The organism is Paraburkholderia caffeinilytica (genome assembly GCF_046030355.1).
GTDB classification, from domain to species: domain Bacteria; phylum Pseudomonadota; class Gammaproteobacteria; order Burkholderiales; family Burkholderiaceae; genus Paraburkholderia; species Paraburkholderia caffeinilytica_B.
This window is the reverse complement of the sequence record NZ_JAQQCQ010000003.1, coordinates 39733-53768: the sequence shown is the minus strand read 5'-3', so window position 1 is coordinate 53768 and position 14036 is coordinate 39733. Positions and strand designations below refer to the sequence as shown.

Genomic DNA, 14036 nt, shown 5'->3' with positions numbered 1-14036 from the left:
CCGCTCACTCAACCTGCGGAAAAACAGACCGATGAATCCCGCGAATCCCGAAAGGAAGCCGCCGTCGAACGAACTCGGCGCGTTGTTGCGCCACTGGAGAGACATGCGCGGCGTCAGCCAGTTGGACCTGTCGTTCAACGCGGGCGTTTCACAGCGGCACATCAGTTTTGTCGAAAGCGGCCGCAGTGTGCCGAGCCGTCAGATGTTGCTCGACCTCGCTCAGGCGCTCGATATTCCGCTGCGTGAACGTAACACGCTGCTACTGGCAGCGGGCTATGCGCCGATGTATGCCGACGGTGCCTGGAACGCACAGGAAATGCAGAGCGTCACCAAGGCACTGGGGCGCATGTTGCGACAGCATGAACCGTTTCCCGCACTCGTCATGGATCGCTACTGGAACGTGCTGATGACCAATGAATCGGCGCCGCATTTCTTCAATTGTTTTATCGACATGGGCGGGCGCAAGGGGCCGCGCAACATGCTGCATCTGATTTTCGATCCGGACGGCATGCGTCCATTCGTGGCCGACTGGCAAGCGGTGGCGAATAGTCTGATTCAGCGTGTCTATCGCGAGTCGGTCGGACGCGTGGTCGACGAACAGACGCACGCGTTGCTGGCCGCGTTGCGTGCCTATCCGGATGTGCAAACGGACCTGAACGCTGCTTCGAACCCGTTGATAACGGGTGCCGCTGCAGTAGGCATGCCGGTGATCCCCATCGGCTTCGTCAAGGACGGCAAGGTCCTGAACTACTTCTCGATGGTCGCCACCGTGGGCACGCCGCAAACCGTCGCCGCGCAGGAACTGCGTATCGAATGCATGTTCCCTGCGGACGACGAGACCGAAGCACGGCATCTCGAGATGCTCAACGCGGTCCCGCAACAGCCCTGAGGTTTATCAGAACCGGTGCCGCAAGCCAATGCTCACAATAGCCTGCGACTGCGTGTCCGACGAATGGCTGTTGCCCTTGTCGCCGACCGACGCGGTTGCCGCGACCGGATTGCCGAGCGCGTCCAGCGTGACACCGGACGCGTGCTGATAGCCGCCCATCAGATAAACAGTTGAACGCTGCGAGAGGTTGTATTGCGCACCAAGCGTCACGTTGTGATATTGCGCCCGCTCATTCACACCGTCCACTTCGCCGCCGCGCGTGTAGCTATAGCCCGCGAACAGTTGCACGGCCGGCTGGATCGTCCACTGTCCGAACACACCCGCCACGTTGAACGTCGCGTGTCCGTTGAATAACGAATCGGCGCCCGAGCGGTATTGCACGTTGCTGTAGTTCACACCGACGATTGCCGGGCCAAAATTGTATGTAGCGCCCGCGGCGATGATCTGTTGCGATTGCGCACTCGCGTAGCCTTCATTGATCGACGAGTTGAACAGGCCGTCGTCCGTGCCGTTCCATTTGCCGACCGTCGAATCTTTCGACCCGCTCTTGCTGTTATCCGAGCGTTCATAGCCGACGCTCACATGCAGCGGGCCGTTGCCGTACGCGCCGCCCACACTCCACGTGTTCTGCTGCTTGAGGCTGCCAGGTTGCCCGCCGAAACCGTACAACGCGCCGAACGTAAAGCCCGAGTAGTTCGCACTCGTGTACTTGATCGAGTTGTTCACGCGCGCGGTCTGATCGAGATCGTCGATATCACCCGGATGCGCGCCGTAACCGCCGACCATGGCGACCGGTGCAACCGGCGCGACGAAGTCGTTCAGCGACGTGTACTGGCGGCCGAGCGTGACCGTGCCGTATTGCTGGCTGCCGATGCCGACGAACGCCTGACGGCCGAACAGCCCGCCATTCTGACCGGTTTTACCGTTGGTGATGTCGAAGCCGTCTTCGAGCAGGAACAGCGCGTTCCAGCCGCCGCCGAGGTCTTCCTGGCCCTTGATGCCGAAGCGGCTGCCGGAGAGGTTGCCGCTCGTCAGCGCGACGTTCGAGTGTCCCGTGTAAGCGCCCGCGGAACCGGTGCGCTCGTTGCTGCGATAGCTGATGCCCGCATCGACGATGCCGTACAGCGCGACGGAACTCTGCGCGGACGCAAGGCCGGCGAAGGACAACAGCAGGGGAGCAGCAATCAATTGCTTTTTCATCGTTTTATAGCTCGGTTGGATCGTCTATCTCAGGTCGCCTGCATGGCGATCTTTCTTTTTTCCGCCCGCACGCAGTCCGCTCCTGAACCACCGAGCGGACTGTGTGAAGCGGGGGAGGTGGCTTGCGCGACGCTCGCTACGCGCCCTGATGGCGGACGCGTTGCAAGGGCTGGCGCGAGTTAATGGCTTAGTGCAGCACCGGGTGGCATCTCGGGTACAGTCACCTTGACGGTCTTGCGAACCTTGGCGACATCCGCGGCGCTGACCGTCGAACCGGTATTGCCCCAGCTATTGCGCACGAAGTTCGTGACGTCCGCGACTTCCTGATCGTTCAGGCGCCAGCCGAAGGCCGGCATCGTGAACGAGGACGGTGCGGTCTTCGTGCCTTCGAGCGTGTTGCCGGTCAGCAGCACGTGAATCAGCGAGGTCGCGTCCTTACCCTGCACGACAGGATTGCCGCCCAGTGCCGGGAAAACGCGTGTGTAGCCGCGGCCGTCGCTGCGGTGGCAGGCGGTGCAGTTGTCGCGATACACGGCGGCGCCGGGGGCGGTGGCGTCGCCGGTACGCAGCGCGTGCGCCGCCGTATCGTTGTACACGTACGACGTTTCCTGCGGATCGGTCGAGGGCAGCGTCTTCAGGTAACGCGCGATCGCGGTGAGATCGGCGTCGCTCATGTGCTGCATGCTGTGCTGAACGACGTCCGTCATGCCGCCGAATGCCGCGCTGTGCTGCGTGCGTCCGGTCTTCAGGAACTGCACGAGATCGGCTTCGCTCCACGAACCGATGCCGGTGCGTGGATTGCCGCGCAGGCTCGACGGAACCCAGCCGTCGATCGCCGCGCCGCCCGCGAGAAACGCGGTGCCGTCGAGATCGCTCAGCGCACGTTCCTGCATCGTCACCGCACGCGGTGTGTGACAGGCGCCGCAATGGCCGAGGCCCTGCACGAGATACGCGCCGCGCGCGATGACCGGGTCGGCATAGTGCGTCGAACTGAACGTCGCGGGATCAGGCGCGAACAGATAACGCCAGATGCCGAGCGGCCAGCGCATCGACAGCGGCCAGACGATGTCGACCGCACGGTTTGCCTGGTTCACCGGCGCGACGCCTTGCGTGAAGTACGCAAACAGCGCGTGCATGTCGTCTTCGCTCAAACGCGCATACGACGGGTACGGCATCGCCGGATACAGCGTGTCGCCGTTCGGACGCACGCCTGCACGTACGGCGCGATCGAATTGCGCGAACGTCCAGCTGCCGATGCCGGTGTTGCGATCGGGCGTGATGTTGGTCGAGTAGATGGCGCCGATCGGCGTGTCGAACTTCAGGCCGCCCGCGAAGGGTTTGCCCGATTGCGCCGTGTGACACGCGATACAGTCACCGGCGCGCGCGAGGTATTCACCATGCGCGATCAGGGCCGCGTCGGATTGAGAGGGCGCCGCCGCATGCGCGCCGAACGGCGCGGATAACGCCGCCATCGCCGCCATTGCGCAGAACGACGCCGCGCCCACGCGCCTGAATACCTGACCCAGGCGTTTCATATCGATGTTCTTCTTCATACGCTCACCAGCGGCCCGGGGTTCTTCAGATACTGCTCGCGAATCGCACGCGCCGACCAATAGGCGAGCGCCGCGACGAGACCGGTCGGGTTGTAGCCGATGCCTTGCGGGAACGCTGACGCCCCCATCACGAACACGTTGTGCACGTCCCAGCTTTGCAGATAACGGTTCAGCACGCTGGTCTTCGGATCGGTGCCCATCACCGCGCCGCCGACCAGGTGAGTGGTCTGATAGCGGCGCGAATCGAAGTGCGCGCCGAATTCGCGCGTATAGACGTTGATCGCCTTCGGCCCCATCTGCTGCGCGATCTTGTGCATCTGCCCGGTCACGTAACGCGCCATCTTGATGTCGTTGTCCTTCCAGTCGAAGGTCATGCGCAACAGCGGCTGGCCGTATGAGTCGCGATAGGTCGGATCGAGGTCGAGGAACACGTCGCGATACGACATGTTGGAGCCGTGTGCATCCATCGAAATCGTGTGCGCGTAGTGGTCTTTCACCGACTTCTTCCAGTCCGCGCCCCAGTTCGGCGTGCCGGCCGGTGTCGCGATGCCGCTGACCGGCTTGGTGCCGGCCTGATTCACCCACAACGGCGAGCCGCCGACGAAGCCGAGCGGACCGTGATCGAAGTTGTCGGCATTGAAGTCGTCGACGGCGACGCCGTTGCCGCCCGCGCCGATGAACGGATTGGTGAAGGTGTCCTTGTCGAAGAAGGCGGTGATCGTCGAGAGGTTCTGATACGCGAAATTGCGGCCGACCACGCCTTCACCCGAGATCGGGTCATACGGCTTGCCGATGCCCGAGAGCAGAAGCAGGTGCACGTTGTGATACTGGAACGCCGCGACGATCACGAGATCGGCGGGCTGAAACACTTCGTTGCCCGCCGGATCGACATACGTCACGCCCTTGGCGCGCTTTTTCGTATCGTCGAGTTCGACGCGCAGCACGTGGCAACGCGAGCGCAGTTCGAAGTTCGGCGACTGCTTCAGCGCCGGCAGAATGTTCAGATTCGGCGAGGCCTTCGAGTACATGTAGCACGCGTAGCCACTGCAGAATCCGCAGAAGTTGCACGGCCCCATCTGCACGCCGTACGGGTTCGTGTACGGACCCGACGTATTCGCCGACGGCAAGCGATACGGATTCAGTCCGAGTTCGCGCGCGGCCTTGCCGAAGCGCTCGGCCGAATACGTGTTCAATTGCGCGGCGAGCGGGAAGTTGTCGCTGCGCGGCGCTTCGAATACGTTGCCGTCGCCGACCACCTTGCCGTTGACCTTATACGCCTGGCCCGAGGTGCCGAACACTTTCTCCGCGAAGTCGAAATGCGGTTCGAGTTCGTCGTAGCTGACGCCGTAATCCTGGATCGTCATCCCTTCGGGAATGAAGCGCTTGCCGTAGCGTTCTTCGTAATGGCTCTTCAGGCGCAATTCTTCCGGCGTGATGCGGAAATGCACGCCCGACCAGTGCAGTCCGGCACCGCCGACGCCTTCGCCCGGCAGGAACGCAGCAAGCTGCCGGTACGGCAAGGCCGTATCGCCGACGTTATGACGGATCGACACGGTGGTTTTGGAGAGATCGAGGAACAGCTTCTTGCGGACGTTGTAGGTCAGTTCGTCGATCGTGTTCGGATACGCGCCGTCCGGATAGGTGTCCCGATACTCGCCACGTTCGAGCGCGACCACTTTGAGGCCTGCCTCGGTGAGTTCCTTCGCGAGGATCGCGCCGGTCCAGCCGAAGCCGACAATGACCGCATCGGCGTGCGGTTTGGTTTGGGTAGTCATCAGGTGCGCTTTCCTTCGATGGATACGGGGCCATACGGATAGGCCTGGCCGTTCTGGTTGACGAAGTCCATGAAATCGGCGCGCGCGCCGGGGAAGCCGATCATCTTCCAGCCGCCCATGTCGCGATTGCCGCCGTGGATCGGGTCGCAGAAATAGCCTTCGCGGGTGTTTTGCAGCAACTGGCCGAAGAAGACGCCGGCCGGGACGTCCGCGAGATCGATCTTGCCTGTCTCGAGTGCCGCGAGCACGGCGTCGCGCGTGGGTGCGTCGAGCGCGTCGAACGGATGCGAATAGGTCTTCGTGCAGTAGGCGTTGACCGCCGCGATGCCGAGGCGGTACAGATCGCGCGGCACGAGCTTCAACTGATAGCCGAGTTCCGGCGCGCCTTGGGCAAACGGGCCCTGCATGTACCAGAGCGCGCCGTGCGCATACGGCGTGTCCATCTGCCGGTCGATGAACTCGGGCACGCCCGCTTCGACCGCGCCCGGGCCTTCGCTATCCGCGGGAATCAGGCGATCGACGGCCGCATGGACGAACGCCCATTCCTTCGCGTCGAAGAAACGCGGCTTGTAGTCGGCGCCGGTTGCCGGGCTCGCAGAGGCGGCGCCGGTCGAACCCTGAGTGGCCGTGGCGGATTGCTTGACGTCACAGCCGGCGAGGGTTCCGGCCGGGACCAGCGCCACGGCCGTGCGCAGAAAGCCGCGGCGGGAGGTAAGGGGAGATTGAGCCATATTTGTTCTTTATCACGAGATGGGAGCACGTCATGACGCTCCGAGGCAGTCGTCCGGATTGCGGCGCAATGGTAAATGGAACCGGTTCCAAAGTGTTTCTACTTTTTTACAATAAGCTGTTTCCTGAACTGATTAAATCCCGCTTTTTGCGAAAAATCGCTTTTGAATCATAGGTGTTTTTCAAGCGGGGTGGTCCGCAAGCGTTGCTGGGGGCGCTACAGGAAACTGACGCGAAAAAGCGACGTTTCGGGATGCGAGCGACAAGATGCGTCTTTTCGGCAGCAGGCGGCGCGCAGTTCGCCGGCGCGTCGGCTGGCTTAGGACGGCGCTTTGGCGAATCCCGCAACCCGCGTCACAATCGGGAGATTCCCCGCCAGGCGACACCATGGAAAACCTCCTCAAGAAACTCGACCTCACCTCGCTGCGCCTGTTCGTGGCCGTCTGCCAGGAGCAGAACATCGCGCGCGCGGCCGAGCGCGAATTCATCGCGTCGTCCGCCGTGAGCCGGCGCATTGCCGAGATCGAGGCCTTAATCGGCTTGCCGGTGATTCAGCGCCAGTCGCGCGGCATTACGGTGACGCCGGTCGGCGAGACCGTGCTGCGCTATGCGCTGGCGATCATCGGCAGCATCGAACAGATGAGCGCCGAGTTGTCGCGTTTCTCGTCGGGGGCGAAGGGGCGGGTGCGGGTGGTGGCGAATCTTTCGTCGATCGTGCAGTTCTTGCCCGAAGACGTGGCGGCATTCGGGCGCGTGTTCCCGGAGGTGTCGATCGAACTGGAGGAGGAGAACAGCGCGGAGGTGCTGCGCATAGTCGGCGAACACGGCGCGGACTTTGGCATCTGCAATTCGGTGGCGGGCAGCGAGGTCTTCGAGCAGGTGCCGTATCGGGAGGATCGGCTGGCGGTGCTGGTGCCGCAGGGGCATCGTCTCGCCGACGCGCCGCGCGTGGCGTTCGAGGCCTTGCTCGACGACAGTTTCGTCGGCCTGCGCAGCGAGAGCGCGCTGACCCAGCTGCTTGCGCAGCAGGCGGTGGCGAGCGCGGGCCGGCAGCTCGACGTGAAGATCCGTGTCAGCAGCCTGGACGCGCTGTGCCGGATGGTCCACGCGGGGCTCGGCATAGCGATCGTGCCCGAGCAGGTTGGGCTGCTCTATGTGAATGCGCTCGACGTGCGCCTGCTGTCCTTGAGCGACGCCTGGGCGGTGCGGCGTCTTATCATGATCTTCAAGTCGCGCGATCAGTTAAGCGCGAGCGCGGCGGCGCTGGTGGGCTTTCTCGGCGGCGGGGCTTAGCGCTTGCGATCAGGCCGGCACCGCGACCGGCGCGGAGCCGTCCCCCGCATCCAGCATTCGCACGGCAAATCCAAAGCATTGTTCGATCAGCGCGGGTTGCATGATGTCGCGTGGCGTTCCTTGCGCGATGATCGTGCCATCAGCCAGCAACGCGATCGTATCCGCATAGCGGGCGGCGAGATTCGGATCGTGCACAATCGCCAGAGCGCCGATATGCCAACGGCGCGTCAATGCACGCACTGTTTCGAGCAAACGATGCTGATGCGCAAGATCGAGCGCGGCGGTCGGCTCGTCGAGCAGCAGATAGCGTGGCGCTTCAATCAGCGTTCGATCCGCGTGTCCCGATGGGTTCGATTGATCCGCCGCATTCGCAGCATTTACTGCATCCGCATGCGGCCAGATCTGTGCAAGCACGCGTGCAAACTGGACGCGCGCCAGTTCGCCGCCGGACAGCGTGGTGATCTCCCGGCCCGCTAGTGATCCGGCGCCGGCGAGCGTCAGCGCTTCGGCGACGATCCTGCGATCGTCGCGCGACACCGCGCCGTTCGTCGCATGCGGATAGCGGCCGAGCAGCACGATTTCTTCGACCGTAAAAGGAAACACAGGATGCGACGCCTGCGGCAGCACAGCCCGCAAGCGCGCCAGACGCTTCGGTCCGATGTCCGTCAGCGATTCGCCGTTGAGCGTCGTCGAACCGCTTTGCTGCGGTGGACGGGTAGAACCATTGTCGTGAAACTCGCCCGCGAGGGCTTTCAGCAGGGTGCTTTTGCCGGCGCCATTGCAGCCGAGCAGCGTGGTCAGGCGGCCTGGTTCGATCGCCAGCGAAAGATCGCGCAGGATGGGCCGGTTACCGCGTGTGACGCAAAGGTGGCTGGTGATGAGCATCGCATGCTCTCCGTCATGAAGTCTGGATGATTCACAGACCGAGTTGACTGCGGCTACGCCACAACAACGCGAGGAAGAAGGGCGCACCGATGAGTGCGGTCAGAATGCCGAGCGGTACTTCTGCGGGCGCGGCGACGGTCCGTGCAGCCAAATCCGCGAGGACAGTCAGCGTCGCGCCGAGCAGCATTGCACCGGGCATCACCACGCGCTGGTCGGGGCCGCACGCAAGACGCACGCAATGCGGCGCCACGAGACCGATGAAACCGATCACGCCGGTGCACGACACCAGCGCGCCCACCCCTAACGCCGACGCCACCAGCACCGTGCGTTTGACCGCCTGGGCCGGTACGCCGAGATGCTGCGCTTCGGCTTCGCCGAGTTGCAGCGCGTTCAGGGCGTGGCTGTTGCGTGCGATCAGCGCGGCGCCGATCAGCACGAATGGCGCGACCGCGGCGAGCACGCGCCATTGCGCGCCACCCAGACTGCCCAGGCTCCAGAAGGTGAGCGAGCGCAGTTGCGCATCGTCGGCGAGATAGGTGAGCAGACCGATCGCCGCGCCCGCCAACGCGTTGATCGCAATGCCGGCGAGCAGCAGCAGCGGCAAGGCGAGCCTGCCGCGCGCGGCGGCGAGCCGGTACACCAGCGTCGCCACCACCAGCGCGCCGATGAACGCGGCGACGGGCAGCCAGCCGAGACTCAACGCACCGATCATGGGGCCGAGCACGATCAGCGTGGTTGCGCCGAGCGCCGCACCGCTGGAGATGCCGATCAGCCCGGGATCGGCCAATGGATTGCGAAACAGCGCCTGCAACGCGCTGCCCGCCGAGCCGAAACCCGCGCCGACCAGCAAGGCCAGCAGGACGCGCGGCAGACGAATCTCGACCAGGACCGCGCGGGCCTGCTGAAGCGAGGGATCGTTCGCCAGCTCGGCGGGGTTCGCGAGCAAAGCGGACCAGACCAGCGCGGGGCTGATTCGATAAGCGCCGATGCAGATCGCCGCGAGCGTCGCCAATCCGAGCGTCATGCCGAGCACGCCCAGCATCAGGCGGGCGGTGCGCTGCCGCCGTTCGGCGAGCGTGCGCGGCGGGGCGGGTGCGAGCCCCGCGATATCCGTATCCATTACGCCTCCAGGAGCCGCTGGTTCAGCGTGGTCACGGCGCCCGGCAGGCGCGGGCCGAAACCGAGCAGGAACAGCGCGTCGAGCGCCACGACGCGTTTGTTTTGTCCCGCGGGCGTTGCGGCGAAACCCGGGCTCGCCAGCATGGCCTGAGCGCCGCCCACGGCGCTCAGGCCTTCATCGGTCGTCAGAACAAGGTCGGGTGCGGCGCTGACCAGCGCTTCGGCCGAGAGCGGCCGATAACCGTTGAAGCCCTGCATCGCGTTGCGCGCGCCGGCATACGCGAGCATCGCGTCGGCGGCGGTGTGCTGGCCTGCGACCATCGCTGCATTGCCGGTGTGATTCAGCACGAACAGCACGCGTAGCGGTTGCTTGCGTGTGGCCAGCGGCGACCTGGCGACGGTGTCGCGGGCGCGCTGCCACGCGTCGTCGAAACGGGCGCGAAGCGCGTCACCCTGCGTTTTCGCGTCGAGCGCCTGCGCGATGCCGGTAATCTTGTCGCGCACGCTGTCCGCATCGTGCTGCTCGGCGAACGATACGACGGTGACGCCCGCCTGCTTGACTTGTGCGAGGACGTTGGGCGGCCCCGCTTCCGCGGAGGCCAGGATCAGATCGGGCCGCAGCGACAGCAAACCCTCCGCCGACAACGCGCGCTGATAACCGACTTTCGGCAGTGCGCGCGCGGCGGCGGGATAATTGCAGGTCGTATCCGCACCGACCAGCAGGTTGCGCGCGCTGCCCTGCGTACCTTCTGCGCCCAGCGCGTAGACGATCTCGGCGAGCGCGCCGCCCACCACGATCACGCGCCGCTGCGGCTGGGCGAACGCGTACGGCTGCAGCGCGCCGAGCAACAGCGCGCCGCTGCCGAGCATGAGGCGGCGCCGCTGTTTGCTGATCTGGCCGCTGCTCATTTTGGCGCTTACGTTGCCGCTCATTCCGCTCACGCTGCTGCTCCATTCTCGAGCGGTGCGATGCCGGCGATCAGTTCGCGCCAGCCTTCGAGTTCGGGCGTGCCCGGTTTGCGCGCGCCGAACAGCATGGCGATGTTTTCCCCGTTTGCATCGAACAGTTCGAGCGAAGTAACGATGCCGTCACTGGTCGGCTTGCGTACGACCCATGCGCTCGCAATCAGATCGCCCCGCAGATGCAGATTGAAACCCGGGTCGAGCACGTTGACCCACGGTCCCATCAGACGGATGTTTTTGACGGGGCCGGTATGGATCTGGATCATGCCGCGATTGCCGACGAACACCATGATCGGCAGCGTGCTATCGGCCGCGCGTTCGAGCAGGCCTTGCAGCGCGTCGTTGGCGACCGGATACGCGTAGCGGCGTTCAGCCAGCCGCAGCGCCTGGGTGCGTGCGAGACCGAACTTGCGCAGAAGGCCGAAGAACTGATGGGTGTCGGTCATGGCGTGCCACGCGGCCTGAAACGCAGGGACGTCGATATCGCTGTCAAGATTCTGCGCCGGCGGCGTGAAGGGTTCTCCGAGCTTGAGCCCCGGCGTCTGGTCGCGCATTTGCCAACGTTCCACGAACGCATCGAAGGCGGCGTGATTGCTGTGCTCGCGTAGAAACACCTTATGCACGGCATGGCCTTGCGCGTCGAAGAATTGCAGGCTCTTCTGCACGCCGTGCGCGGTTTCCTCGCGCACCGCAAAACCCGAGGCCCACGCGTGATAGAACACCCGCAGATCGATGGCGCTGCCGAGCACGAGACCGACCGTGCCGTCGTGACTCATATCCTCATAGGTGCCGTCTTTTTCATGCACGGCGGCCTCGTTGCGCGTGAGAGCCATGACCGCGCCCAGTTGCGGCATCTGTTCGAACAAGTCGACGAATTGCGGCTCGAGCCGCACGACGTGGGCGCCGACGAACGCAGCGAGCGCCTCGCCTTCGCTGATACCGAGCGCGTGCGCGGCTTCCCGGTTGCGCAGCTTCTGCGCGGACTTCAGGTTGAGAAAATCATGACGCAACTGATGCAATGAAGCGGCGTCGTTAGGAGCGGAATTCAGCATGATGGGGACCTCGCAATGCCGGATGGCGGGTTGAAAGAGGAGAAAGCGGTGCGGGTGCGCAGCATCAGAAATCCATCTTCATGCTGACCGACACATTGCGGCCGGGCGCCGTATAAGCGTCCTTGACCGGTGACGAATCGGCGATGCCGCGCACGTCCGACCAGTTCCAGTACTTGCGGTCGAACAGATTGAACACGCCGAGATAGGCGACCACATGTTTGTTGAAACGATAGCCGCCGCGCAGATCGACCACGAACGACGAACCCGGTGCGAAACAGGTTTGGGAAGAACAGCTCTTCGGCGTGATGTCGCTCGATTTCTTTGCGGCCTGGAACAGTAGATCGGCTTGCGCGAACCAGCGCTCGCTCGGTTCATAGCGAATGCCGAACACCGCTGAAAACGGATTGATCGAATCCAACGGCTGGCTGGCGGAATTGTCGTTGTCGAGACTGCCCTTGGTGAAAGCCATCGCGGTCTTGAGCGAGAAGCCGTGTGGCAGCGCCCATTCCGCACGTCCTTCGAGGCCGTGAATGTAAGCCTTTGCAAAGTTGACGTACTGGAACACCAGCGGATCGTTGGGACGTCCGCTGCCGCTTACGGTTTGCTGCGAGATGAAGTCGCGATAGCGGCCGGCGAAAATCGCCGCGCTGTAGCGCAGCGGTCCGAGTCCGGTGCCGAGCTTGCCGCGCAAACCGGCTTCGATGGTGTCGCTGGTTTCCGGTTTCAGGTTCGGATTGCCGATCGACGTATAGCCATAGAGCGGATTGGCAAAACTGTTGTTGACCTGGTCCGGCGACGGGGCACGGAAACCGTGCGCATATTGCGCGTACGGAATCAGCGCGGGTGACACTTCATACAGTACCGCCAGCCGCGGCGACAACGCGTTGTCGCTCGACGAAACCGGGTTGCCCAGATACTGCGGATCGCCGGTTTTAGCGCTCAGATTGTAAGTGTCGAAGCGCAAGCCCGGCGTGACGGTCAACGCGCCATAGCTGATCTGATCCTGGATGAATGCGCCGAGCAGGCGATAGTCGGTATCGGGGAACGGCTTGTTCGGGAAGGCCGCTTCGCCCACGCCCGGCACAGTGCCGTCGCGCAGTGCCGTCACGCGATCGAGGCTGCCGTCGCCGCCATACAGCAGCTTGTGCGCAAGCATTCCCGTGCGGAAGTTGCTCTCCGCAAACGCCGAGCCGCCGAAGACACGCTCGCCATACTGGCTGACACGGCTGCGCGAAGCGGAGGAGCCGCGCGTCTCGTACGAATTCTGATCCTGCCACGCATCCTGGTAGTACACCTGAACATGCGCGGTCTGGAAAAAGCGGGCAGCGTCGTTATTGAAGTCGTAGTCGACGCTATAACGGTTGCGTTCGAGCTTGTCGTTGCCGGTCAGGGCGAGCGTGGTGGGCGGATTGATGGCCGACAGCACGTTCGTGTCGATCCGCTCGCGTACGGTTTCGGCGGTGAATTTGAACGTGTCGTGCGCGGTCGGCTTGACCACGAGCTTGCCGAGCAGCGTTTCGGAGTAGGTGTCCTGTGGATTTGCCGTGGTGCGTTTCGTGCTGCCGGAGTTGTTGCTCCCCTGGTTGTCCACTTCATGGCCGCGCCGGCCGTCGGCGATCAGCATGCCCTGGATCATGTCGTTGCCGCCGGCTGCCTGCACCGTCGCGCCGAAGCTGCGGTCGGTCGAGTCGTAGCTCGGGCGCAGCGAGAAATAGGTGCGCTTGTTGTAGATGTCGAGCAGATCTTGCGGGTCCTTGGTCAGGAAGTTCACCGCGCCGGTCAGGCCGTCGCTGCCGTATAGCGCCGAGGCCGGGCCGCGCAGGATCTCGATACGCTTGAGCGTGCCGAGATCCGCATAGTCGCCGCGACCCGCTTCGAGCGGGCCGAAGGTGAACGAATAGGGCAAGCGGATGCCGTCTTCCATCAACAGAATCCGATTACCTTCAAGGCCGCGGATGTTGATGCTCGAATCGTTGTCGCGGCCGCCGCCCATGGCCGCTGAGGAGGGCCGGTAGGGGGCGCGGCGCACTGTAACGCCGGGCTCGTAGCGCAGCGCGTCCTTGATGTTTTCGGACTGCTGTTCTTCGAGGTCCTCGTCGGTGATGACCGACACCGTTGCGGCCGTGCGGCTCTGGGCCGAAGCAGTGCGCGTGGCGGTGACGGTCAACGGATCAAGCAGTCGAGCCGACGCGAGTTGCAGCGGTGCCTGGGCCGATTGCGCTGCTTGATTCGATTGATTCGATTGATTCGATTGATTCGATTGATTCGATGGTGAGGCTTGCGCTATCTGTGGCGCGGCATTGTCCTGAGGCTGCGTGGTCTCTGCTGCGTTAGCGGGCTGCGCGGCCCATAACCCGACGACGCCAAAAACGCCGGACAGCATGGCGCACAGCGGACGTCGCGCTGTATTGAGGTGATGCACGTGTGGTTCTCCCGATCAAACAAGCCCGTATAGCTGGCTGGGTGACGAGAAGCACCTGGCTGGCAGTTCGCATCGATGTGCGGACTGTGTATGTGAAGTGGATAAATGGAGGTAACGAAAGCCTTACAAATTTATTGCAAATGAGAATCAATGTCA

11 protein-coding genes are annotated in these 14036 nt (G+C 63.6%); 2 read left to right on the top strand and 9 right to left on the bottom strand.

Going from position 1 to position 14036, the window contains the following annotated elements:
• Positions 1–31: 31 nt before the first annotated feature.
• The gene (locus PQQ95_RS04920; RefSeq protein ID WP_408435425.1) at positions 32–889 is read left to right on the top strand and encodes a helix-turn-helix domain-containing protein; all 858 of its coding nucleotides are present in this window, start codon (positions 32–34) and stop codon (positions 887–889) included.
• A 6-nt stretch (positions 890–895) separates the two neighbouring features.
• Here PQQ95_RS04920 and PQQ95_RS04915 read toward each other — a convergent pair whose 3' ends face one another.
• The 4 genes from PQQ95_RS04915 to PQQ95_RS04900 form a co-directional block, all read right to left on the bottom strand.
• The gene (locus PQQ95_RS04915) at positions 896–2089 is read right to left on the bottom strand and encodes a porin (protein ID WP_408435423.1); all 1194 of its coding nucleotides are present in this window, start codon (positions 2087–2089) and stop codon (positions 896–898) included.
• A gap of 179 nt (positions 2090–2268) precedes the next feature.
• Positions 2269–3624: a c-type cytochrome gene (locus PQQ95_RS04910; protein ID WP_408436100.1), complete on the bottom strand. Its 1356-nt coding sequence runs from the start codon at positions 3622–3624 to the stop codon at positions 2269–2271.
• A gap of 14 nt (positions 3625–3638) precedes the next feature.
• Positions 3639–5417, bottom strand: coding sequence for a GMC family oxidoreductase (locus PQQ95_RS04905; protein WP_408435421.1), 1779 nt, complete (start codon positions 5415–5417; stop codon positions 3639–3641).
• Positions 5417–6148, bottom strand: coding sequence for a gluconate 2-dehydrogenase subunit 3 family protein (locus PQQ95_RS04900; RefSeq protein WP_408435419.1), 732 nt, complete (start codon positions 6146–6148; stop codon positions 5417–5419). Before PQQ95_RS04900 ends, PQQ95_RS04905 begins: the two co-directional genes overlap by 1 nt.
• 385 nt (positions 6149–6533) lie before the next feature.
• On the opposite strand from PQQ95_RS04900, the gene PQQ95_RS04895 reads away from it, so the two are divergent.
• Entirely contained in the window at positions 6534–7439 is a 906-nt protein-coding gene (locus tag PQQ95_RS04895) for a LysR family transcriptional regulator (protein ID WP_408435417.1), read from the top strand.
• 9 nt (positions 7440–7448) lie between these two features.
• On the opposite strand, the gene PQQ95_RS04890 is transcribed toward PQQ95_RS04895, so the two are convergent.
• The 5 genes from PQQ95_RS04890 to PQQ95_RS04870 all read right to left on the bottom strand — a co-directional run bounded on the left by PQQ95_RS04890 (position 7449) and on the right by PQQ95_RS04870 (position 13880).
• Positions 7449–8324 (bottom strand): heme ABC transporter ATP-binding protein, encoded by an 876-nt coding sequence (locus tag PQQ95_RS04890; RefSeq protein ID WP_408435415.1) that lies wholly within the window; start codon positions 8322–8324, stop codon positions 7449–7451.
• A 31-nt stretch (positions 8325–8355) separates the two neighbouring features.
• A complete protein-coding gene (locus tag PQQ95_RS04885; RefSeq protein ID WP_408435413.1) occupies positions 8356–9444 on the bottom strand; it encodes a FecCD family ABC transporter permease in 1089 nt (362 codons plus the stop codon).
• Positions 9444–10352: a heme/hemin ABC transporter substrate-binding protein gene (locus PQQ95_RS04880; RefSeq protein ID WP_408436098.1), complete on the bottom strand. Its 909-nt coding sequence runs from the start codon at positions 10350–10352 to the stop codon at positions 9444–9446. Before PQQ95_RS04880 ends, PQQ95_RS04885 begins: the two co-directional genes overlap by 1 nt.
• Positions 10353–10381: 29 nt before the next feature.
• Positions 10382–11458 carry a hemin-degrading factor gene (locus tag PQQ95_RS04875; RefSeq protein ID WP_408435411.1) on the bottom strand — a complete coding sequence of 359 codons (1077 nt, stop codon included), beginning with the start codon at positions 11456–11458 and terminating at the stop codon, positions 10382–10384.
• A gap of 64 nt (positions 11459–11522) precedes the next feature.
• Positions 11523–13880 (bottom strand): TonB-dependent hemoglobin/transferrin/lactoferrin family receptor, encoded by a 2358-nt coding sequence (locus PQQ95_RS04870; RefSeq protein ID WP_408435409.1) that lies wholly within the window; start codon positions 13878–13880, stop codon positions 11523–11525.
• Between the last annotated feature and the right edge of the window lie 156 nt (positions 13881–14036).

Coding starts and splice junctions, on each gene's coding strand:
- PQQ95_RS04920 (WP_408435425.1), top strand. CDS start 32: ATGAATCCCGCGAATCCCGAAAGGAAGCCGCCGTCGAACGAACTCGGC.
- PQQ95_RS04915 (WP_408435423.1), bottom strand. CDS start 2,089: ATGAAAAAGCAATTGATTGCTGCTCCCCTGCTGTTGTCCTTCGCCGGC.
- PQQ95_RS04910 (WP_408436100.1), bottom strand. CDS start 3,624: ATGAAACGCCTGGGTCAGGTATTCAGGCGCGTGGGCGCGGCGTCGTTC.
- PQQ95_RS04905 (WP_408435421.1), bottom strand. CDS start 5,417: ATGACTACCCAAACCAAACCGCACGCCGATGCGGTCATTGTCGGCTTC.
- PQQ95_RS04900 (WP_408435419.1), bottom strand. CDS start 6,148: ATGGCTCAATCTCCCCTTACCTCCCGCCGCGGCTTTCTGCGCACGGCC.
- PQQ95_RS04895 (WP_408435417.1), top strand. CDS start 6,534: ATGGAAAACCTCCTCAAGAAACTCGACCTCACCTCGCTGCGCCTGTTC.
- PQQ95_RS04890 (WP_408435415.1), bottom strand. CDS start 8,324: ATGCTCATCACCAGCCACCTTTGCGTCACACGCGGTAACCGGCCCATC.
- PQQ95_RS04885 (WP_408435413.1), bottom strand. CDS start 9,444: ATGGATACGGATATCGCGGGGCTCGCACCCGCCCCGCCGCGCACGCTC.
- PQQ95_RS04880 (WP_408436098.1), bottom strand. CDS start 10,352: ATGAGCAGCGGCCAGATCAGCAAACAGCGGCGCCGCCTCATGCTCGGC.
- PQQ95_RS04875 (WP_408435411.1), bottom strand. CDS start 11,458: ATGCTGAATTCCGCTCCTAACGACGCCGCTTCATTGCATCAGTTGCGT.